Genomic DNA, 22,002 nt, shown 5'->3' on the forward strand with positions numbered 1-22,002 from the left:
GAAAAAAGCAGCCCGCCGGCTGCTTTTTTCATTCCGGCGCGACGCGCGACCCGCATCGCGCGGGCGGCTCACGAACAGAACTTCGCGAGCAATCCGAGCTGCGCGTTGCGGATCGTCTTGCCGGTGCGGCGGCGGCGATAGTGACCGTCGCTGTGCATCTGCCATGCCGACTGGTTGTCGCCGAGGCACACCGATAGCCCTTCGGCGATCACGCGACGCTTGAGCCTGCGATCGCGGATCGGGAACGCGACTTCGACGCGGCGGAACAGGTTGCGGTCCATCCAGTCGGCGCTCGACAGATAGACGTCCTCGGCGCCGCCCGCGTGGAAATAGTAGATGCGGTGGTGCTCGAGGAAGCGGCCGACGATCGAGCGCACCGTGATGTTTTCCGACAGCCCCGGCACACCGGGCTTCAGCGCGCAGACGCCGCGCACGATCAGGTCGACCTTGACGCCGGCCTGCGACGCTTCGTACAGCGCGGCGATCACCGACGGCTCCAGCAGCGCGTTCATTTTCGCGACGATCCGCGCGCGCTTGCCGGCCTGCGCATTGTCGATCTCCGCGCGGATCGAATCGATGATGCGCGGATGCAGCGTAAACGGCGACTGCCACAGTTCGTGCAGCGTCAGTTCGCCGCCGATCCCGGTCAGTTGCTGGAATACGTGATGAACGTCCTCGCAGATCTTCTGGTCGGCCGTCATCAGCCCGAAGTCGGTGTACAGGCGTGCGGTGCGCGGATGGTAGTTGCCGGTGCCGAGGTGCACGTAGCGGCGCAGCGATGCCTTGCCGCCCTCGACGACGCGGCGCACGATCAGCATCATCTTCGCGTGGCACTTGTGACCGACCACGCCGTACACCACGTGCGCGCCGACCGCTTCGAGCTGCGATGCCCAGTTGATGTTGGTTTCCTCGTCGAAGCGCGCGAGCAGCTCGACGACCACGGTCACTTCCTTGCCGTTGCGCGCGGCTTCCATCAGCGCGTCCATCAGCGGCGAGTCGGTGCCGGTGCGGTAGATCGTCTGCTTGATCGCGACGACGCTCGGGTCTCTCGCGGCCTGCTGCAGCAGTTCGAGCACGGGCTGGAAGCTCTCGTACGGGTGGTGCAGCAGGATGTCGCCGGCGTCGATCGCGTCGAACATCGTCGGCGCGTTGGCGATTGCCGCGGGGGTCGACGCGGTGAACGGCGTGAACTTCAGGTCGGGACGATCGACGAGGTCGGGAATCTGCATCAGGCGCACGAGATTCACGGATCCCGCCACGCGATAGCAGTCCTTGTCGCCGAGCTCGCTTTCGTCGAGCAGGCGCCGCACGATGTGCGCCGGCGTGTCGGCCGACACTTCGAGGCGCACCGCATTGCCGAGGTGGCGTGCGGGCAATTCGCCCTGCAACGCGACACGCAGGTTCGTGATTTCGTCTTCGTCGACGAACAGCTCGCTGTTGCGCGTGATGCGGAACTGATTGCAGCTCTTCACGACGAGTTGCGGGAAGAGTTCGCCGACGAAGCGCTGCATGAACGAGCTCAGCAGCACGAAGCCGTGCTCGAAACCCGACAGCGCATGCGGCATGCGCACGACGCGCGGCAGCGCGCGCGGCGCCTGGACGATGCCCATCACGGCCTGGCGGCCGAACGCGTCGCGGCCTTCGAGCTCGACGACGAAGTTCAGGCTCTTGTTCAGCACGCGCGGGAATGGGTGGGCCGGATCGAGGCCGATCGGCGTCAGCACGGGCAGCAGTTCGTCGAGGAAGTAGCGCCGCGCCCATTCGAGCTGCTCGTCGTTCCACGTGTCGCTCGCGTGGAAGTAGATGCCTTCCTGTTCGAGCGCTGGCAGCACGGTTTCGTGCAGCATCGTGTACTGTCGATGGACGAGCCGCTGGGCGCGCTCGACGACGAGATCGTAAGCGTGCTGCAACGACATGCCGTCGGGCGTCAGCGCGCCGGGGTTGTCGCGAATCTGCTCCTGCAGGCCGGCCATCCGGACTTCGAAGAATTCGTCGAGATTGCTGCTGGTGATGCAGATGAAACGCAGGCGCTCGAGCAACGGGACATGCGGATCGGCAGCCTGGGCCAGCACGCGCTCGTTGAAACCGAGGATGCCGAGTTCACGATTGAGAAGCGGGTAACGGACGGACATCGGCAGGGTAGAGGGTAATTCAGGCGATGATTCGAACAGACGCTCGGAAACTCTCACGGTACGATGACGTGCTGATGACAATAATGCCTTTATATCCGGAAATTCTACGCCGTAACCCTTTCGTCGCATAAATGTTTCGGCTATATGGAATCGAGCGGCGTGCATGCCCGTCAAGCGTGGCAACGGCAAGCGTTCCACGCTTAAAATGTCGCCTTTGATTGATCGCCCTCGGTTGCCGGAACGGCTGCCGCGGAAGAACGCGCACGGAGCCCCTTCTGATGGTTACAACTCCCCACTTGCTGGCTGCCGTGGATCTCGGCTCGAACAGCTTCCGGCTGATCGTCGGGCGCGTCGAGGAAACGCCGGCCGGCAGCCAGATCTACCCCGTGGATGCGCTGCGCGAGCCGGTTCGGCTGGCCGCGGGGCTGTCGAGCGACAAGATGCTCGACCGCGCGTCGCAGGAGCGGGGCTGGGACGCGCTCAAGCGGTTCGGCGAGCGCCTGCGCGATTTCCATCCCGACCATGTGCGCGCGGTGGCGACCAACACGCTGCGCGTCGCGAAGAACGCCGCCGAATTTCTCGGCGAGGCCGAGGCGGCGCTCGGTTTCCCGATCGAAGTGATCGCGGGCCGCGAAGAAGCGCGCCTCATCTATGCGGGCGCCGCGCACTCGGTGCCGGCGAGCGCCGGCAAGCGGCTCGTCGTCGATATCGGCGGCGGCTCGACCGAATTCATCATCGGCTCGCACTACACGCCGATCGTGATGGAAAGCCTCTATATCGGCTGCGTGAGCCATAGCCGCACGTTCTTCCCGGCCGGCAACGTCGACGAATACACGATGCGGCAGGCCGAACTCGCGGCCAAGCGCGAGATCCAGATCATTTCGAGCGAGTACAAGAAGGCCGGCTGGGACCAGGCGATCGGCTCGTCCGGCACCGCGCGCGCGCTCGCGGAGCTCGTCGAGGCGAACGGCTTCAACGATCCGGGTATCACGCACGGCATTTCGCGCGGCGGCCTCGAGCGGCTCAAGCGTGCGCTGATCAAGGCGGAGAACGTCAACCGGCTGAAGCTGATCGCGCTGAAGCCCGACCGCGTGCCGGTGCTCGCGGGCGGCCTCGCGATCATGCTGGCGGTGTTCGAGGAGCTGGGTGTCGACTACGTCGATACGACCGACGGCGCGCTGCGCCTCGGCGTGCTGTACGACCTGCTTGGCCGGACGCAGCACGAGGACATGCGGGCGGTGACCGTCGAGGGTTTCACGCGCCGCTACGGCGTCGATCGCGCGCAGGCCGAGCGGATCGGTGCGCTCGCCGTGCGCTTCTACGACGAGCTGGAGGAAGGCGACGAGGAAGCGCGCGAGGAAGGGCGGATGTTCCTCGGCTGGGCGGCCGCGTTGCACGAAATCGGCCTGTCGATCTCGCACAGCGCGTATCACAAGCATTCGGCCTATATCGCGAGCAATGCGGACATGCCGGGTTTTTCGCGTACCGACCAGGCGCGGCTCGCGGCGCTCGTGCTCGGCCATGCGGGCAAGCTCGGCAAGCTGTCGCAGGCGCGCGAGGTCGAGTGGCCGCTGCTGTTCTGTCTGCGGCTCGCGGCGCTGCTGTGTCGGCGCCGGACCGATGCCGGGCTGCCCGACATCTCGGTTTCGCAGATGAAGAAGGGCGGGTACGAGGTGCGTTTGCCGAACGCATGGGTCGAGCAGAACCCGTTGACCGACTATAGCCTCAGCCAGGAGGCGGCGGAGTGGGAGAAGGTCGGTATTCCGTATCGGGTGGTGTATACCGGCGCGTGAGGGGGCGATAGCGAGCCCCGGAAGGCGCTCGAGGCCCGGTGGTCGTGGGTGATCCGCGGCGGCGCCCGTCAGGCGCGCCCGCGGGTTCGTGCTGCCGATTTGCTCAATCCGACGAGCAGACGATCGCGGTCAGGAACGGGAACGCCTGCTTGACGGTTGCGTCGCTGCCGGCCTTGCGTACGGCTTCCTCCACCGAACCCTTCGCGCCGCGCACAACGACGCCGTAGGCCCAGTCGCCGATCGGCGTGCCGTCGCCCGGACGGAAGATCGGGTCGTTCGCCTGGTAGCCGAGCACGACATAGACGCCGAAGCCGTACGCCGTCAGCGGGTGGTTCGTGCGGAATGCATTGACCGAATTCGACTCGACGTGCATCGGCTCCGACTGGATGTCGCCGGCGGCGAGCAGCGGCGCGACGAACTTGTGCCCGGTCGAATGGCAGTCGAGCGCGTCGTCGAGCGCTTTCGCCGACGCAGTGCCGGCGGTGGTCGCAAGCACGAGTAGCGACGCACACAGGGCGGTTTCGAGAATGTTGTTTTTCATGCGCGGTTGCGGGTTGTTCACACGTATTATCGCGTGTTCCAGCAAGTTCCGTGCGCGGGCCTGGGTGGGGAGGCGCGGGCGCGTCGATGCGGCGGGTGGTTCGTGCCGGGCCGTACCGCTGCGGACACGGAAAACAGGCGTGCGATTCGAGGGCCAGGAAAAAAGCGCCCGTAAACGTAAATGGGGCTACAGTGGTCAACCGGAACCCCTTGATTCCTTGGTCGGAGCGAAAGGGTTCGAACCTGCGGCTCTCTGATCCCCAATCCGGATATATGGGTGAATCCTTTTAGAATCGACCGCAGCGGTCGAGCCTGGAGGCGCACGAGTCCGTTCTTGAACGCATGCTCGCGTAGATACATGCCAGCGGGAATTCATTGCCGGGTGGCCGCACAAATTAACGGAATGGCCGATAGCTCCGTGAAGTCGAAGCCGGACGTAGCGACTGCTCGACGTTGTATTGCGATGGATAGATACAACGAGTGCGTTCGCATGTGACTGTCGGGCTTTGGAAGGCAGTGCCAACTCACGAATTTAATCTTGGTTAGCTTTTTGAAAGAAGTGCTTTTGTAAGGCCGCGAGTGAGCGCTTTTTTCACTGACGTTTGCTATGCTTTAATATCGAAATCGAATCGGTATTTATTCAAATTCGCTTTCTGATATTTTACATTAACATTATCGTCGAATTGTCTGAGAGCAATAGACGTGTTTCCCTAAACGGGGTTGTTGCATGGCATCGGACATGCTGGATAAGGTGCTGCGCGGCGGTTACGCGCAGTTTGATCGTATCGTCAAACTTGACACTCCACTCGGCGACAACTGGCTCACGCCACTGTACGTCAAGATTAAAGCGCGGCTTGGGCGCAATTTCGAGGTGACTGTCGATGCCTCATCGGTCGTCGGCGACAAGATCAAGCTCAGCGCCCTGATGCTGCAGCCCGTCACGCTCTGGATCCGCCAGACGGACGGCGGCTATCTGCCAATCCACGGCTACGTGCAACAGGCTCGCCGCTTAGGAAACGATGGCGCTTTGTCGTACTTTCAGCTCCATTTCGCTTCATGGTTAAGCTTCCTCAAGCTCAGTAGCGATCGGCGCGACTGGCAGGAGGCCAGCGGCTGGCAGATTCTCACCGACGTATTCGACAAGCATCCGCAGGCTTCCGGCAACTATGCACAGGAACTGCGCACGGCAATGCGCTCGTATTCGCACCGCGTGCAGTGGGAAACCGACTGGAATTTTGTTCACCGGAGTCTGGAGGAAGTCGGCGTATTTCCGCGCTTCGATTTCGCGAAGGATGGCAAGTCGCACAAGGTCGTCATGATGGACGACTTGTATTTCGGGCCGTCGCTGCCGAATTCGGAGATGAAGTTCAGCCACGCAGGTACCGACGAGGATTTCGACGGACTTACCCAGTTGAGTGAACAGCAGGACGCCCAAAGTGCGACGCTAACGCTGGGCACCTTTGACTACAAGAGGCCTGACCTCGACAAACAGGCGAGCACGCCAGCGGCTGACCTCGATGAATTACCCGGTCAGGGCGAAGAGTATCTCTATACCGGCTCACAGACGTGGGCCGAATCTGATGCTGGACAGCAACAGGCCCGCATCCGCACCGAGGAATGGGCTTCGCGAGCAAAACGCTATTTCGCGATCGGCAGTCCCCGCTATGCATTGCCCGGCTACTGGTTCAAGGTGTCGGGACATCCCCTCTTCGATGCATTGCCGGAGGAGGAGCGCGAGCTGTCGATCATCGCCAGCGACTGGTTGATCCAAAATAATTTGCCCGGCATGGACGCGCTCACGCGATTTCCGCGCAGCCTGCGCAGCGAGATCGAACAGGTCAAGGCGGCCGGGACCGGAGCGACCGTGAGCCACCGCGATGGCGGTGTCGGATTTTTTCACGTCGAGATCGAAGCGCAACGCCGCAAGACGCCGTTCCGCAGCCCGTTCGAGCATGAGAAGCCGGAAATGCATTTGCAGACGGCGATCGTCGTGACCGATAGTGACGAGGAAATCGTCACAGACGACAGCAATCGTGTGCGGGTCCGGACGTCGAACAGTCGAAAGGATCGAAATACGAAGTCCACGTCGTGGATTCGTGCAGCGATGCCGGACGCAGGCTCGAAGCGCGGCGGCTACTTCCCGTTACGCAAAGATGATCAGGTGCTCCTCGGGTTCGTCAATGGCGACTGCGACCGGCCGGTAATCATCTCGCGACTGCACGGTGGTGCGACGATGCCGGTGTGGCACACGCACGGCCTGCTGTCCGGCTTCCGTTCTCGCGAATACGGTGGTGATGGCTTCAACCAGCTCGTCATGGACGACGCTACCGGCCAGAACCGAGTCCACCTTTACTCGTCGAGCTACAGTTCTCACCTGCATTTGGGCTACTTGATCGAACAATCCGATAACACGCGCGGCTCGTTCGTCGGCAACGGATTCGACCTGAAGTCTGGCGCGTACGGCGCGGTACGCGCCGAGCAGGGACTCTATGTATCGACGCAGCCAGCCACCGCCCAGCCGCTGAACGTGACGGCCGCCACCGATCCGCTTGCCGGCGCGGAAGCCGTGCTCGAGACCGTGTCGAAGGCCAGTGAAACGAACCGTGCCGAAAGTCTCCAGGACGGTCAAGCCGCGCTGAAGTCGTTCACAGACGCAACGCAGCGCACCGTTGCTGGTTCTGCCAGCGGCGGCCGTACAGCCGGCGGCGGTACGGGTAATGCGAACGGTTTTGCGAAGCCGGTGATGCTGTTGTCGAGTCCTGATGGCATCGCCGCGTCGACGCAGCAATCGGTGCATGTCACGGCGAACCAGCACGCGAACGTCGTTGCGGGCAAGAACGTCAACTTGGCCGCCGGTAAGGCGTTACTGGTCAGCGTGCTCGACAAGATCAGCCTGTTCGCGCAAAACCTCGGCATCAAGATTTTCGCGTCAAAGGGATCGGTAGACATTCAGGCGCAAAGCGGCTCGGCCTCGCTGGTGGGGCTGCAGGACGTGAAAATCGAAAGCGCGGACGGGCGGCTGATTCTGACGGCCGCGAAGGAAGTGTGGATCGGCGCGGGCGGCTCATACATCAGCATCAAGGGCGGTTTGATCGAGAACGTGACGACTGGACAGATTCTCGAAAAATGCGGGAGCTGGGACAAACCGAGTGGTGGCAGCGGAATGAAGCTTGATCCGCTGAAGGCGACGCCAGTATCGACTGACGGCGGACGCGGTTCGCTCTTCTCCGGCTGACACGGAAACGTAACACGCCGACGCAACACGAAAGCAAAAACGAGAGATTCCGAGAAACATGAGCACGAACCATCATTCCGCGAAAGGTCACGCGCCCGCAAAACCGAAAGCTGCGCCAAACGCATCGGCGGCAACGCAGACGACCGCTGCACCGAGTTACAAGGCCCTCAAGTGGGCCTATCCGTTTACCCCGGTCGATACCGACGGGGCGGACAAACCAATGACGTATATGAAGGCGCTAGCGACGGCGGAGGACGGGTTTTACCCACTCGGCGCAAACGGTATGTGGCACGGAGGCGTCCACTTTGACCAGAACACAGCCGTCCAACTGAAGCAAGACGAAGGCTTCCGCGCGATCGCCGACGGCGAAGTCGTTGCATACCGGCTCGACAGCAAGTATCCGGAACAGGATTACCAGGACGGCCGACACGCGCTGTATTCGACCGGTTTCGTGCTGGTTCGCCATCGACTGCAACTACCGCCTCCGCCATCTCCGTCGCAACCGTCGAAGACGGATGCGACCACGAGCAAGAATTCGGCTGTCCAACCTGCATCGTCATCAAATTCTGCTCCGCCGCCGACGCCATCGCCAGTAGCGACTGCTCCAACGACCACAAATAAACCGGCACCAGACGAAGTATTGACCTTCTTCAGCCTGTACATGCACACGATGGATCACGACGGCTATCTATCGGCTAAAGAACAAGCGAAGGTCGCCCAAGTCGATCCGTCGAAGCTGAACATGGACGCGATGCCGTATTGGGAAGGCGATCGGTACTATCGTGTCGGTGACAAAGCCAAGGATCCGCAAGGCGTTCCACTTCCGAAAATTCCCATGCCTTCGCTGAAAGACACGATCAGTGAGGACGTGTTGGGTGATTTCATCAAGAGCAATTTCAAAACGCCACCACAACTCAAACCAGATCCCAAGGATACTCCCACCCCGACGTCTCAGCCTGCCCCGATCGTTGGCCTGCGCATCCGAGATCTGCCCAACGGCAAGGTCATCGGCATCTTGCCGAGGGGAACAGAATTAACCGTTTCAGCTACGGATGAGAAGGCAAAAGCAAGTCCTGGCTGGGTCAAGATCAGTGCGATCAAGTCGGGGAAGCCGGTGGCAGCGGTCGTCGGCGAATCCGTATCCCCGCATGCACCCTTCGGATACGTATTTGAGAAGGAGCTTGACCTCGTCGTCGATCCGAAGCCGCTGGATACGATCGTCGTGCTCAAAGAACCCAAGTGGGTGAACGCCGGCGATGTGATCGGCCGGCTCGGTCACTATCTGCGTTACCCAGACGCGAAGCTGTTGCCGGCGAAGCCAACGCGGCCGCTCCTGCACCTGGAGGTATTCGCGGGTCCTGAACTTGAGGCATTCATTGATAAAAGCCGCGAACGCGCCAAGCAGTTGCCCAAGTCCAAAGCGTTTCTGGGGATCTCACCAGGCGCTCGACTCATCGCAGATCTTCCTGATGCGGACCAAAAACTGCCGCCCGGTGTAAAGCTTGTCCCTCTCTCCCGCGACGCGAAGGGTAAATGGATCAAGGTGCAGCCTAAAACAGCCGCCCCCGTTCATGGCGGACGCCATACGAAACCCGTTTACAACGATGCCGGCGCCCCTGTTTGGGTCGAAAGTAATTTCGCCAACACGACGACCACGACAATCGTGCCTGGCTGGAAGGATTTCCCGCTGAACTTCTCAAATGCCAAAGGGCCTGGTGCGGACTTTCGCGCTGTGTTCCGCGTGAGCGAACTGGACAAGAGCGGCGCAACCAACTTCGCGAAAGATGACAAGGATCGCCGTTGGTACTATGTGAAGATTGGGGCGAAGGACGGCAGCCTTCGCGAAGGATGGGTATGTGAGCAGGACCACCCACTCGTGCAAATGTGCGGGCCGTGGGACTGGCCGGGCTTCGAACGTGTTGACAACAGCAGTATCAAGCCCGTGGACATGTTCAAACGTTACATCCACGTCGGAGAGCAGTTTCTTGCCGATGAGAGCAAGACGGAATTCGAAACAAGCGCGGCAACGGTCAATGCGAGCCCACTTATCGCAAAGCTTGAGAAGGCCCTCGATGCAAACCACGACGGCAAGGTGACTGCACAAGAATTGAAACATGCGCAAGCGGTAGATTGGTCGGCGGAAGCGCTTTCCCACCTCATCGTGCGTTGTGAAAGTGAATGGGGCGGCGGCTTGGGAAAATGGGAGGAGTTGTCACCATTAATGAAGAAGCTAATGTGGTTGTGGAAGGCCGAGATCGAACGCATCGGGAAGCTTCAATGGTGGGAGGAGATCGCTGCGAAAAAAGTGGACGGATTTCCTGACGATCCAAATCCGTGGCATTTCCATCCGATTGGGATTATCGGTAATTTCTGCGGCCTTAGCGGGATTGGCATTACTCTAGAAGAAGCCAGGGTGCGCGCATTTTTACGAATGCTTCGAGTCGGGGAAGGCACTGAGGGGCCAGAAGGATATGAGAGACTATATGGCGGCGAATCTTTCATAAAAGATTATCATCGAGATTTTAGCGACCATCCGAAGATATATATTACCCGAGAACATAACGGAAAGAGCATAACATCGTCGGCTGCCGGTGCCTATCAGATCATGGGATATAACTGGTTCCCGGAAGAGGGGCAAACCTACAGAAGATTGGCAAAGGTTAAAGATTTCTCTCCAATTTCTCAAGATAGATATATTGTTGCGATCATGAAATACAAAAGAAATTGTCTCGACGACGTGAAAAATGCTGATCTGGAGCGAGCAATCTTCACGCATCATGCTAATAACGAGTGGGCCAGCCTGCCAGGCGATCAGTATGGTCAAGGTGGCGTCAACATGAAGTCAGTGAAGGAGCATTTTGAAAAATATGTGGCGGACGAGCTAGCGGGAAATAGTGATCTTGCAGTTCCTGTTGGTGGTCTTGATGATTTGATTAAATAAAAAACGAACAATGAAGAGCGATATTTTATTGAAATTTGCCATTGTAGTTGCAGCAATGAGCCATGCCTTGTGCTGGGGGCAGGATGTCGATTTCGCAAATCATCCTTCCACTCTTTATCGAGGTGCCCTCCATATACCGAAGTATTACAAAAAAACCGATTCCGGCTGGCGGGATGATGATGGCAAGCTAGTGGGGCCTCCTGTAATAAATTTCGCGGGAAAATATCACATCGGGGTCCATAGTTGCGGCATGGAGTGTCGTTACTACACTTTATCAGACCTTTCGACGGGAAGGGATTTAAACTCCCTGGATATGTTTTCGTCAAACGGCAAAGCGCCTAACAAAACCCAGGATGGCAGATCATATATCACCGAATTGCTAAGCAAGGCAGAGAGCAAGATGCTTGTCGCAAAATACTATATCGACGCATCAAACGGAAGGCCTGCCGAGTGCCGGCAGCGGAAATTCATTCTCGACGACAATATTAAGATAGTCGCCATCCCAAATTCATTCTCCTCTTGCAAAACAGAAAATTAGAGCCATTTCTTCGTCACGACGAAATATCATGATAAATTTAATCCGCCTTCACGATGACACTGATCACGAAGGCAAGGTCATTACAGCCTCTTCGACAATGTCTTTTGACGGCCGTTACGTCGCGCGAAAAGGCGACTATGTGTCGTGCCCTCGGCATCCTGACGTATCACCCAACGTCATCGAAGAGGGTGACGGATCGATGATGGATGACGGCCTTCCAATCGCGCGTCACGGCCATCGCGCCACGTGTGGCTGCCATCTGATATCGAGTCTCGTATGACCGCTACTGCACAAGGCACGGATCCATTGGAGGTATCTCCGGGATGTGCGCGAACTAGGTAGCGCCGGGCGAGGATCCGGGCCAGAGCGATCAAGATCGACAGTTTTCGGGGTCCGTACCACCGGACGCCGTGGAAGCCGCAGATCCGTCAGGACTACGACGTGCCGATCGTCGGCTACGTAGACGACCAGTTCAAGCCGCTGATCGCCAACTTCGGCTTCCTGCCGCGCGCGATCCAGAAGGAGCGGATTGAAGCGGCCAGGGCGGCCGGCAAGACGCCAGGCGTCATGCGCACCGTGATGAACGTGCGGGACGACAACGTGGGGAAGTCGCGGCTATTCGCTCCAGCGTGGCGAGCCGGGGGCCGTCGTTTAATCCCAGCCAAGTACGTCGGCGAGCCGTCGTATCCGCAGGCGTATCAAGAGGAGAATGGTGAAGGGGCGCTCGGGCAATGCGTGTGGCGGCACATCGGCATGATCTGCGGTCAGTATCTTGGCGTCGCAGCCCCCGGACTGCACTCTGGCGGCAACCGGAGTTTCCGGCCCCATAAACGCTGGAATCGCATCGAAAACTTGGCTGGATCGTTCCGAGAGGAGGAGAGCAGGGAGGAAATTGGCCGGGCCGAAATGGATCAATGTAGATTGACCTAGGCTGGATCGGGTTACCTAGCGTGGACCGAGTAAAGAAAAAGGGGTTAGCATCAGCTAACCCCTTGATTCCTTGGTCGGAGCGAAAGGATTCGAACCTTCGACCCTCTGATCCCAAATCAGATGCGCTACCAGGCTGCGCTACGCTCCGACGAGCCAGAGATAATAACGTCGAACGGCCGATTCGGTCAATCACGATATGCGGGTAAATGCCGCGGCGGCGAATCTGCCACGATTTGCGACAATTCCCTTGATGATCGGCCGCCCCGCAGGCATTCGCGTGCGGCCGCCTGCCGATGCAAGGAGAACATCATGATGAACCTGATCCTGTGGCGCCACGCCGAAGCCGAAGACTACGCGACGAGCGATCTCGCGCGCCAGTTGACCGTGCGCGGCCGCAAGGACGCGCAGGCGATGGCCAAATGGCTGCGCGGCCGCCTCGAGACGAATACCGTGATTCTCGCGAGCCCTGCGGCGCGCACCGTGCAGACCGTCGAGGCGCTGACCGACCAGTACCGGACCGTCGACGCGCTCGCGCCGGGCGGCAGCGTCGACGACGTGCTCACGGCGGCCGGCTGGCCGGAAGGCATCGCGCCGACGGTCGTGATCGTCGGCCACCAGCCGACGCTCGGCAGCGTCGCCGCGCAGCTCGTCGCCGGCGGCGACGACGGCTGGAGCGTCAGGAAGGGCGGAATCGTGTGGCTGGCGAGCCGCACGCGCGACGGCAGCCCGCAGGCCGTGCTGCGGGCAGTACTGACGCCCGAACTGGTGTAAAGCCCGACTGAGCAGGTTTGAAGGGATTGGTCATACGGTTTTGCAAGCTTTCTGCTAAAGTCAATTCGGCGACACGTCATTGAAAGGACACGGTCGTGCCACATAACGGTCACGGCCGGTTACTACATTGGCGGGCATGTCGTCCTATTCCTTACGATCAGGAAAGCCTAATGCGAGAACTGCCGACGCCTACGCTCCCTTTTGCCTCGCTGCCCCTCGACACGTCGCGGCGCCATCTGCCGCGCGCCAGTGAAACCGTCACATCGGAGTATCGCCTGCGCGCCGCATGGGCGCGTACGGAAGACGAATTGCGCGAAGCCCAGCGCCTTCGCTACAGCGTGTTCGCCGAAGAGATGGGCGCGCAGGTCAGCGGCCCGTCCGGTCTCGACGTCGATCCGTTCGACGCGTATTGCGATCACCTGCTGGTCCGCGATCTCGACACGCTGAAAGTCGTCGGCACGTACCGCGTGCTGCCGCCGCACCAGGCGGCGCGTGTCGGCCGTTTGTACGCGGAAGGCGAATTCGACCTGTCGCGCCTTACGCATCTGCGCGGCAAGATGGTCGAGGTCGGCCGCTCGTGCGTGCACACCGACTACCGGAGCGGCGCCGTCATCATGGCGCTGTGGGGCGGCCTGGGCGCATACATGATGCAGAACGGCTACGAGACGATGCTCGGCTGCGCGAGCGTGTCGATGGCCGATGGCGGCCACTATGCGGCGAACCTGTACCAGTCGCTGTCGGCAGGCGCGCTGACGGCGCCCGAGTATCGCGCGTTCCCGCACACGGCGTTGCCGGTCGACGAACTGCAGACGGGCACCGTCGTCGCGCCGCCGCCGCTGATCAAGGGTTATCTGCGTCTCGGCGCGAAGATCTGCGGCGCCCCGGCCTGGGATCCCGACTTCAACTGCGCGGATTTCCTGACGCTGTTCCGTCTGTCGGACATCAACGCGCGCTACGCCCGCCACTTCCTGGGCTGAACGGTCCGAATCGCGTCGCGCCCGTCAGGTGCGGCGCACGCAAGCGAACGCCGTCGCACGTTAGCCGCGCGACGGCGTTCGTGTATCCGGTCCATGCATGCATGTCCGGCCCCGATAATTTCGGCGACACGCAACGATCACCGCGCCGCAGAAACCGGCACGTTCGCAACGGCCCGACGCGGGACCGGACGGCAGCGGCGCGCTCAGTGCTTGCGCCGCCAGTCGAGCAGGTGGTGTTCCGTCATCCAGTGGTGGATCATCCCTTCGCCTCCGTGGCTGCGCTTGTATTCGCGCGATTCGAAGTACGACAGGGCGACCAGCACCATCAGACCGATGATCAGGCCGATCAGGCCCGCAATTTCCTCAGACGACATGGCAGCCTCCTTTCGACGGCACAGCGCCATGCGTACATAGTAGGACATGCGCGGCGCAACCCCGAAACCGGATTTCCGCTAGACTCGGCGCGGTTCCGGCGCGCGATGGGCGCGCCGTTTTCCGGAGCCCTCCCTGATGACCCGTTTCCTGCTGGCCGTGCTGGCCGCATCCCTCCTTGCCGCCTGCAGCAGCGATCCTCGCCAGGCGCGCCGCGGCCACCCGCCGGAAGACCCGGCCGACTATCACGGCGTGCCGACCGACATGACGCCGCCCTCGATGCTCGACGCGCCGCCGCCGAAGCCGGTGCAGTAACGGCCGGCGGCCCCGCCGTCACGCACGGGCCGCGGAAGCGACCGGCGGGTCGGCGCCAATGCGCCGCACCAGCGCCGGCAGGTGGCGCGCGAGCGTCGCACCGCGCGCCGCCATGAACAACAGTAGCGCGAACCACAGGCCGTGATTGCCGAACGGTCCGACGGCGGCGAGCGTGGCCACGATGAAGATCGACAAGGACACGACCATCGCGCGCATCAGCGATTGCGTCTGCGTGGCGCCGATGAACACGCCATCGAGCAGGAAGCCCCAGACCGACACGATCGGCGAGATCGCGGCCCACGGCAGGTAGCGCAGTGCGACGGTGCGGATCTCGGCCTGATCGGTCAGGCGCGCGACGATCCAGCCGCCCGCCGCCCAGTAAACGAGCGCGAACAGCAGCGCGCCGAGTGCCGACCAGAACAGTGTGACGCGTACGGCTTGCCGAAATGCGCGGCGGTCGCGCGCGCCGGCCGCCGCGCCGACGAGCGCCTCGGCCGCATGCGCGAAGCCGTCGAGGCCATACGCCATGAACGTCTGGAAATTCAGCAGCAACGCGTTCGCGGCGAGCGTCGCGTCGCCCTGTTTCGCGCCGAGATGCGCGAACCACCCGAAGGCGCCGAGCAGGCACAGCGTGCGCAGGAAGATGTCGCGGTTGAGCGCGATCAGCCGCTTGAGCGCGACGCGGTCGGCAAGCGCGCGCATCGCGAGCGGCGCAAGGCCGCTCGGCCGCAGCCGCCACAGCATCCACGCGCCGAGCGCGAAGCCGCATGCGTCCGCGGTGGCGGTCGCGGCGCCGATGCCGGCGATACCCCAGCCGAAACCGTACACGTAGAGCAGCACGGCGCCGATGTTCACCGCGTTGATGAACACCTGCGCGACGAGCGCGAGCCGCACGCGCTGCACGCCGAGCAGGTAGCCGAGCACCACGTAGTTCGCGAGCGCGAACGGCGCGCTCCAGATCCGCGCGTGGCTGTATGCGAGCGCCGTCGCGCGGACGGCATCGCTGCCGCCGAGCGCGGACAGCGCGAACGACAGCAGCGGCACCTGCAGCGCAAGCACCGCGGCGCCGAGCGCGAACGCGACGATCAGCGCGCGCAGCAGGTTCAGGCGGATCCCGGCGGCGTCACCGGCGCCATGCGCCTGCGCGACGAGCCCGGTCGTCCCCATCCGCAGGAAGCCGAAGCCCCAGAACACGAAATTGAAGAAGAGCCCGCCGAGCGCGACGCCGCCGAGATACTGCGCGCCGTCGAGGTGGCCGGCGACGGCCGTGTCGACGGCGCCGAGGATCGGCTGGGTCAGGTTCGCGACGACGATCGGGAACGCGAGCGCGAGGACGCGTCGATGCGTGACGGCGGCCGACGCGCTGCCGGCCCCGTGCGGTACCGCGGATCCGGACATGGCGGACGCGTCAGGCGCGTTCCTGCACGCACACCCACGGCGAGACGACGACCGCCCACAGCTCCGGATTGCGCGCGGCGTAGTCGGCAGCCGTTTCGGCCGGCATGCGCGCGACGAGGCCGGACGACAGCCAGCGCGTGACCTGTTCGGCATCGTCGTTGGCGACTGCTTCGGCGACGCTCACGAGATCGAGGTCGCGCGCGATCGACAGCAGCTTGCCCTGCGCGAAGAAGCGTTCGAGATCGCACCAGTCGATCTTGGCGGTTTCGCCGAGGAGTTTGGCGTAGAGCGGGCTGTGCGACGCGCCCGTGGCGGGGTGTTGATCAGAGGACATCGGTTTCTTGGAAAGACTGCGTGGCGCCACTATAAACCATCCGGTCGGAGGGCCGAGCGCGGCCGGGCGGCTCATGCGTCGCGCAGCGCGCGGCGCACGATCTTGCCGGTCGCGGTCATCGGCAGGCTGTCGACGAACGCGATCGCGCGCGGATACTCGTGCGCGGCGAGCCGCGTGCGCACATGTGCCTGCAGCGCGCTCACGAGGGCGTCGTCGCCGACGTGGCCAGGGTTCAGCACGACGAACGCCTTGACGATCTCGGTACGCGTCGCATCGGGCACGCCGACGACGGCCGCCATTCGCACCGCCGGATGCGTGAGCAGGCAGTCCTCGATCGGCCCCGGGCCGATCCGGTAACCGGCGCTCGTGATCACGTCGTCGTCGCGGCCGACGAAGCGCACGAACCCGTCGGCGCCGATGGTGCCCGTATCGCCGGTGAGAAGGTAGTCGCCCGCGAACTTGTCGCGCGTCGCGGCGGGATTGCGCCAGTATTCGAGAAACATCACCGGGTCGGGGCGGCGCACCGCGATGCGGCCCTCGACGCCCGGAGGCAGCGGCGTGCCGTCCGCATCGACGATCGCGACCGTGTGACCCGGCACCGCCTTGCCGATCGCGCCGGGCTGCGCATCGAACAGCGCCGCGCACGACGACAGCACCATGTTGCACTCGGTTTGCCCGTAGAACTCGTTGATCGTCACGCCGAGCGCGTCGCGGCCCCACGCCGTCAGTTCGGTGCCGAGCGATTCGCCGCCGCTTGCGACCGATTTCAGCGACAGCGCGTAGCGTTCGCGCGGCGCCGCGACGGCGCGCATCAGCTTCAGCGCGGTGGGCGGCAGGAACGCATGGGTGACGCCGTGCCGCGCCATCAGCGCGAACGCCGCTTCGCCGTCGAATTTCTCGAAGCGACGTGCGAGCACCGGCACGCCGTGATGCCATGACGGCAGCAGCACGTCGAGCAGCCCGCCGATCCATGCCCAGTCGGCGGGCGTCCAGAACAGGCGTGCGTCGCGCGGGAAGCACTGCTGCGACATCTCGACGCCCGGCAAGTGGCCGAGCAGCACGCGATGCGCGTGCAGCGCGCCTTTCGGTTTGCCGGTCGTGCCGGACGTGTAGATGATCACGGCCGGATCGTCGGCGGCCGTATCCGCCGGCACGAAATCCGGCGCTTCGGCGGCGAGCGCCGCGTCGTAGCGGAGCACGCCGGGCGTGTCGGGCGCGTCGTCGCCGATGCAGTAGACGGTATGCAGCGCCGGCAGCTGCGCGCGCAGCGGCGCGATCTTCGCGTAGCCGGCCGCGTCGGTGACGAGCGCGGCCGCCTCGCTGTTCGCGAGCCGGTACTCCAGCGCGTCGACGCCGAACAGCGTGAAGAGCGGTACCGCGATCGCGCCGAACTTGTACGCGGCGAGATGGGCGACGGCCGTTTCAGGGCCTTGCGCGAGAAAGATGCCGATCCGGTCGCCGCGCCGCAGGCCCGCGCGCGCAAAACTGTTCGCGAGCCGATTAGAAGCATGCTTCAGTTCGTCGAACGTGATGCGTGAAACGTCGCCTTGCGCCGTTTCGTGGATCAGCGCGATGCGTCCGCTGCCGTCGGCCCATTTGTCGCACACGTCCACGCCGATGTTGTAGCGCGCCGGAATGTCCCACCGGAAGCGGGAGAGGAGCAGGTCGTAGCGGTCGGTGGCGGGCAGCATCGCATGGTCTCCTGGGTGTCGAACGTGGCGTTGGGTGAACGGCTTACATCAGGATTTCACTCGGACGCATCCACAATGGTGTTTGCTGATAGGGAATGTTCGGACTCGTCCAATAGGCGGGGCTCAGTGCACGATTCCACAATGACGCATAAGATCAAGACAAAACAGTGGTGTGATCATGGATTTGCTTCTGATAGCTGCGGGGTTCAGCCTGATTGGAATCGGCGGGCTGGTGGCGTTTGCCCGCCACGTCGATCCGTTGTCCGGCCGTTTCACCGGACGTCTGCGCAAGCGCTGACTCGATTTTTTCCGTTTTCGTCGTGACGACACGCGATGCGCACCGGCATCGTGTGTCGTCTGTCGTGCGCTCAACGCGGCGGCAGGTAGCGTGACGGATCGATCGAGCGGCCGCCATAGCGCAGTTCGAAATGCAGCGCGACGCGATCGCTGTCGCTGTTGCCCATCTCCGCGATCGATTGCCCTTGCGTGACCGACTGGCCTTCCTTCACCAGCAGCGCGCGGTTGTGCGCGTAGGCCGTCAGGTAATCGGCGTTGTGCTTCAGGATGATCAGGTTGCCGTAGCCGCGCAGCCCGTTACCGGCGTAGACCACGACGCCCGGCGCGGCCGCCACCACCGGCGTGCCCGGCGAGTTCGCGATGTCGATGCCCTTCGATTTCGAGCCATCGAACGTACGCACCACGTTGCCGGCTGCCGGCCAGATCAGCGCAATGCTCGTGGCCGGCTTCACCGCCGATTCGACCGGCGCGGACGGAGCCGGCCGCGCGCGGCCCGCGCTGCCGGTGCCGGTGGTCGACGGCGTCGATGCGGTGGCCGAGCCGGGCGGCGGCGCGACGCGCAGCACCTGCCCGACTTCGATCGCATCGGGGTTCGTCATCTGGTTCCAGCGCACGATGCTCTGGACCGACGTGCGGTTCGCGCGCGCGATCTTGTACAGCGTGTCGCCACGCTCGACGCGATAGAACCCGGGGCCGACGGGTGCGGAGCCGCACGCGACGAGCAGGGCGGCGCAGGCGGCTGCGAAGAGTCGCTTCGTTGTTGTTCCGAACATTGAACCTCGCAAAACCCTGCCGCGCGTGACGCGGCAGGCAACACAAAACGTCCGATTTTAACGGGTTCGACCCGCACGCCGCAGTTTCGGCTGCGGGCGCGGCCGTAGCGGCCCCGGTCCGATGCGTGTCGAATCAGCCGGCGAACGGGATCACGCGGATCCGCAGCGTCGCCGTTTCCGTCGCGCCCGGCGCGAGCAAGCGCAGCCCGCGGCCGTTGTGGATCGCGTCGGGCAGTCCGAGCCACGGCTCGACGCAATAGAAGTCCGAATCCGGCTTTTCGGTCCACGTCGTGACCGCGTACCACGGGATCGAGCCCGGCAGGTCCAGCGCGATCTCGACCGTGCGGCGGCGGCCCGGCATCACGATGCGCACCGGCGTGGACGGTTCGCCGTCGAGGCAGTGGAAGCGGTCGAGGATGTCCGCATCGTCGAGACGGTAACGGGCCTTGCCCGGTTCGAGCGGGCTGATCGAGCCGTCCGCACGCTGGTGGCAACGGTGGGTGGGCGGCAATTCGAGGAGGGTCTCGGCCCGCTCGCCGTGCGGCAGCGCAAAGTAGAAATGGTGGCCGGCGTAGTAAGGCAGCGGCGTGTCGCCGCGATTGGTCGTCGTCAGCGCGACGTCGAGCGTATGTGCGTCGGCCAGCCGGTAGGTGGTTTCGAAGCGGAAATCGAACGGGTAGCTCGCGCGCAGCGCGTCATTCGCGTCGAGCGTCATCGACAGCGCGGCGCCGTCGGCCGACGGGTGTGCATCGAACGGCAGATCGCGCGCGAAACCGTGCATCGGCAGGTCGCGGACCACGCCGGCGGCATCGCGCCAGCGGCCGATTTCACCGTCGACGCGGTGGCGGCCGAGGAACGGGAACAGCAGCGGATTGCCGCCTCGCACGCGGGCGAGATTGCTCCAGTCGGCGGTTTCCGGCCAGAAGATCACCGGCTCCCCATCGACGTGCCAGGACAGCAGGCGGCCGCCGAATTGTGGGGCGACCCGGACGAGCGACGGGCCGGCATGAAGTTCGTGAATGTCGTGTTGCTGGAAGATCGGCATGGCGAATCGGGTTGGGCGGGTGAGGGGAGCAACGTGCATTCCATTATCGGGCCGCGGGCGGTCCGGGAAAACCCTTCTCGGGAAATTGCGAGTTTTTAACGCTGTCAACCGTCGGGATAATGCCTCTAAACCGGTGATGTTGCCGGGTCATGACACTTCGTGGAGGGGGCCATGGATCTGGCAATGGCAATGGGAATCGCACTGTTCGGCATGTTTACCGGCAGCACCGTATTATTTTTCTATCAGCTCGGCCGCTGACGGCAATTTCTGCCGAAACCGACAGGCCCGCCATGCAAATGGCGGGCTTTTTGCTTTCTGAGTGCTTACAAATTGCAAGCGTTTGTGTGCATTGCCGCAATATCCTGCCAAATGCCTTGGCGCGGTAATCCTGGCTCGGCATAATCGGGGCGCGTTTTTCAGGACGCGCATCGCGTCGTCCACCTTCCTTCCCGCTTAATCTTCACTGAAAGGACCGACGCGTGAGCCTCTGGTTTCTGGTATTCCTGAGCGTCCTGCAGGGCGTCACCGAACTCTTCCCCGTCAGCAGCCTCGGCCATACGCTGCTCGTGCCGGCGCTGTTCGGCATGCACATCGACAAGCATGCGCCGCAGCTGTTGCCATTCCTCGTCGCGCTCCACCTCGGTACCGCGTTGGCGCTGCTGTGGTACTTCCGCGCGCGGTGGATCGCGCTGATCGGCGGTTTCTTCGCGCAGCTCGGCGGTCGCAAGAACGACGACGGGCACCTGATGTGGGCGCTGATCATCGGCACGATCCCGACCGGCATCGTCGGGCTGCTGCTCGAGAAGCGCATCGAACGCGTGTTTCACGACCTGCGGATCGTTGCGATCGCGCTGATCGTCAACGGCGTGTTGCTGTGGCTCGGCGATCGCATCCAGCGTAGCCGCGCGCACCAGCCGCCCGAGAAGATGACGTTCAAGCAGGCGTTCTTCGTCGGGCTCGCGCAGATCGGCGCGCTGATTCCGGGCTTCTCGCGCAGCGGGCTGACGATGATCGCCGGCAACGCGGCCGGGCTGACGGCGGAGAAGGCGGCGGAATTCTCGTTCCTGCTCGGCACGCCGATCATCTTTGCCGCGGGCGTGCTCGAACTGCCGAAGCTGTTCCATGCGCGCGACCAGCTCGCCGATGCGCTGCTCGGCGGGGTGCTGACGGCGATCGCCGCGTACCTGAGCGTGCGGTTCCTGATGCGCTATTTCGAAGGGCGCGGCCGGCTCGCGTCGTTCGGCGTGTATTGCGTGATCGCCGGGGTGGTCTGCCTCGGCTGGTTCATGCTGCATCCGCAGCCGGTTTGATGCGGCGGGCGCCGGTATCGCGTGATCCGGCGCGATGATCGGGTATAATTTCGGGCTCGGCTTCGTGCCGGGCCCGTTTTGTTTCGGGGGTTTGAGTTGTCGTGGGGTAGTGGGCGGTGTTGCTGCTGCTTCGTTACTCAAAAGCCCGATGCCGAATGCCGGTCCGTGTCCGGCCGTGTCTTTTCTCCCCGACCGCCCTTAGCTCAGTTGGATAGAGCAACGGCCTTCTAAGCCGTAGGTCACACGTTCGAATCGTGTAGGGCGGGCCAGAATTCTTCGTTTTTCAAGCACTTCCAATTTCGCATCAACCGCGTGGTTACAGATACGCGTGGCCGACGTGTCCGGTACTGTACCGTAGCGATCGTTTTGACACTGGTTAGCGCGGGATTTGACACTGGGCGGCCATGAGGAAGAAAAGACGCATTGCGGGCGATTCTGAAACAATCCGCGTCGAATGAGCACCCTCAACGAGATTATTGAAGATCGAACCATGCCTCCTATCCGGAGGGTGGAAACCCTGGCGGCGTTGATTCACAAATTTGGGACCCTACAAGTGCTGACCGATCCCCGCAACACCAAAAATTATCATTGACCGGGAAAATGCTTTGGT

General features: G+C 62.8%; 19 protein-coding genes and 2 tRNA genes. 12 read left to right on the forward strand and 9 right to left on the reverse strand.

Translation table 11 applies throughout. From position 1 onward, the window contains the following. Window positions 1-68: 68 nt before the first annotated feature. Window positions 69-2,132: a polyphosphate kinase 1 gene (ppk1, locus tag WS64_RS04705; RefSeq protein WP_059573862.1), complete on the reverse strand. Its 2,064-nt coding sequence runs from the start codon at window positions 2,130-2,132 to the stop codon at window positions 69-71. Window positions 2,133-2,410: 278 nt separating this feature from the next. Between ppk1 and ppx the strand changes: the two genes are divergently transcribed. After that, window positions 2,411-3,925, forward strand: a complete 1,515-nt coding sequence (gene ppx, locus WS64_RS04710) for an exopolyphosphatase (protein ID WP_060965840.1) — start codon at window positions 2,411-2,413, stop codon at window positions 3,923-3,925. A 103-nt stretch (window positions 3,926-4,028) separates the two neighbouring features. Here ppx and WS64_RS04715 read toward each other — a convergent pair whose 3' ends face one another. Next, entirely contained in the window at window positions 4,029-4,466 is a 438-nt protein-coding gene (locus tag WS64_RS04715) for a hypothetical protein (RefSeq protein WP_059644296.1), read from the reverse strand. 738 nt (window positions 4,467-5,204) lie between these two features. Between WS64_RS04715 and WS64_RS04720 the strand changes: the two genes are divergently transcribed. The 5 genes from WS64_RS04720 (at window position 5,205) to WS64_RS04740 (ending at window position 12,109) form a co-directional block, all read left to right on the forward strand. Continuing rightward, complete coding sequence (locus tag WS64_RS04720; RefSeq protein WP_432206244.1) at window positions 5,205-7,700, forward strand: type VI secretion system Vgr family protein; 2,496 nt, start codon at window positions 5,205-5,207, stop codon at window positions 7,698-7,700. A gap of 58 nt (window positions 7,701-7,758) precedes the next feature. After that, window positions 7,759-10,641, forward strand: a complete 2,883-nt coding sequence (locus WS64_RS32345) for a glycoside hydrolase family 24 protein (protein WP_081103773.1) — start codon at window positions 7,759-7,761, stop codon at window positions 10,639-10,641. A gap of 10 nt (window positions 10,642-10,651) precedes the next feature. Further along, window positions 10,652-11,179 carry a hypothetical protein gene (locus WS64_RS32350; protein WP_230943871.1) on the forward strand — a complete coding sequence of 176 codons (528 nt, stop codon included), beginning with the start codon at window positions 10,652-10,654 and terminating at the stop codon, window positions 11,177-11,179. A 28-nt stretch (window positions 11,180-11,207) separates the two neighbouring features. Further along, window positions 11,208-11,459, forward strand: a complete 252-nt coding sequence (locus WS64_RS32355; RefSeq protein ID WP_081059297.1) for a PAAR domain-containing protein — start codon at window positions 11,208-11,210, stop codon at window positions 11,457-11,459. Between the two features lie 161 nt (window positions 11,460-11,620). Further along, window positions 11,621-12,109, forward strand: coding sequence for a hypothetical protein (locus tag WS64_RS04740; protein WP_060965844.1), 489 nt, complete (start codon window positions 11,621-11,623; stop codon window positions 12,107-12,109). Between the two features lie 71 nt (window positions 12,110-12,180). Here WS64_RS04740 and WS64_RS04745 read toward each other — a convergent pair. Beyond that, window positions 12,181-12,257: transfer RNA gene (locus WS64_RS04745), tRNA-Pro, on the reverse strand. 161 nt (window positions 12,258-12,418) lie between these two features. Between WS64_RS04745 and sixA the strand changes: the two genes are divergently transcribed. Both sixA and WS64_RS04755 read left to right on the forward strand, forming a co-directional pair. Then, entirely contained in the window at window positions 12,419-12,880 is a 462-nt protein-coding gene (gene sixA / locus WS64_RS04750) for a phosphohistidine phosphatase SixA (RefSeq protein ID WP_059644263.1), read from the forward strand. Between the two features lie 170 nt (window positions 12,881-13,050). Further along, window positions 13,051-13,857 carry a GNAT family N-acetyltransferase gene (locus WS64_RS04755; protein WP_059644266.1) on the forward strand — a complete coding sequence of 269 codons (807 nt, stop codon included), beginning with the start codon at window positions 13,051-13,053 and terminating at the stop codon, window positions 13,855-13,857. A gap of 203 nt (window positions 13,858-14,060) precedes the next feature. On the opposite strand, the gene WS64_RS34175 is transcribed toward WS64_RS04755, so the two are convergent. After that, on the reverse strand, window positions 14,061-14,231 hold the full coding sequence (locus WS64_RS34175) for a hypothetical protein (protein ID WP_167351607.1): 171 nt from the start codon (window positions 14,229-14,231) through the stop codon (window positions 14,061-14,063). 136 nt (window positions 14,232-14,367) lie between these two features. On the opposite strand from WS64_RS34175, the gene WS64_RS34845 reads away from it, so the two are divergent. After that, the gene (locus tag WS64_RS34845; RefSeq protein ID WP_089464674.1) at window positions 14,368-14,544 is read left to right on the forward strand and encodes a hypothetical protein; all 177 of its coding nucleotides are present in this window, start codon (window positions 14,368-14,370) and stop codon (window positions 14,542-14,544) included. An 18-nt stretch (window positions 14,545-14,562) separates the two neighbouring features. On the opposite strand, the gene WS64_RS04760 is transcribed toward WS64_RS34845, so the two are convergent. From WS64_RS04760 to WS64_RS04780, 5 genes are all read right to left on the reverse strand, one after another. After that, window positions 14,563-15,942, reverse strand: a complete 1,380-nt coding sequence (locus tag WS64_RS04760) for an MATE family efflux transporter (RefSeq protein WP_060965845.1) — start codon at window positions 15,940-15,942, stop codon at window positions 14,563-14,565. Window positions 15,943-15,952: 10 nt separating this feature from the next. Beyond that, on the reverse strand, window positions 15,953-16,276 hold the full coding sequence (locus tag WS64_RS04765) for a DUF2288 domain-containing protein (RefSeq protein WP_060318085.1): 324 nt from the start codon (window positions 16,274-16,276) through the stop codon (window positions 15,953-15,955). A 71-nt stretch (window positions 16,277-16,347) separates the two neighbouring features. Next, the gene (locus WS64_RS04770) at window positions 16,348-17,967 is read right to left on the reverse strand and encodes an acyl-CoA synthetase (RefSeq protein ID WP_060965846.1); all 1,620 of its coding nucleotides are present in this window, start codon (window positions 17,965-17,967) and stop codon (window positions 16,348-16,350) included. Between the two features lie 368 nt (window positions 17,968-18,335). Continuing rightward, window positions 18,336-19,037 (reverse strand): peptidoglycan DD-metalloendopeptidase family protein, encoded by a 702-nt coding sequence (locus WS64_RS04775; protein ID WP_060011529.1) that lies wholly within the window; start codon window positions 19,035-19,037, stop codon window positions 18,336-18,338. A gap of 133 nt (window positions 19,038-19,170) precedes the next feature. Beyond that, entirely contained in the window at window positions 19,171-20,082 is a 912-nt protein-coding gene (locus WS64_RS04780; protein ID WP_060965847.1) for an aldose epimerase family protein, read from the reverse strand. Between the two features lie 479 nt (window positions 20,083-20,561). Between WS64_RS04780 and WS64_RS04785 the strand changes: the two genes are divergently transcribed. From WS64_RS04785 to WS64_RS34180, 3 genes are all read left to right on the forward strand, one after another. Then, window positions 20,562-21,392, forward strand: coding sequence for an undecaprenyl-diphosphate phosphatase (locus tag WS64_RS04785; RefSeq protein ID WP_059644280.1), 831 nt, complete (start codon window positions 20,562-20,564; stop codon window positions 21,390-21,392). A 192-nt stretch (window positions 21,393-21,584) separates the two neighbouring features. After that, window positions 21,585-21,661 (forward strand) — tRNA-Arg (locus WS64_RS04790). Between the two features lie 185 nt (window positions 21,662-21,846). Further along, window positions 21,847-21,984, forward strand: coding sequence for a hypothetical protein (locus WS64_RS34180; RefSeq protein WP_155720388.1), 138 nt, complete (start codon window positions 21,847-21,849; stop codon window positions 21,982-21,984). The last annotated feature ends 18 nt before the right edge of the window (window positions 21,985-22,002 follow it).

The organism is Burkholderia anthina, from assembly GCF_001547525.1.
Classification (GTDB): Bacteria; Pseudomonadota; Gammaproteobacteria; order Burkholderiales; family Burkholderiaceae; genus Burkholderia; species Burkholderia semiarida.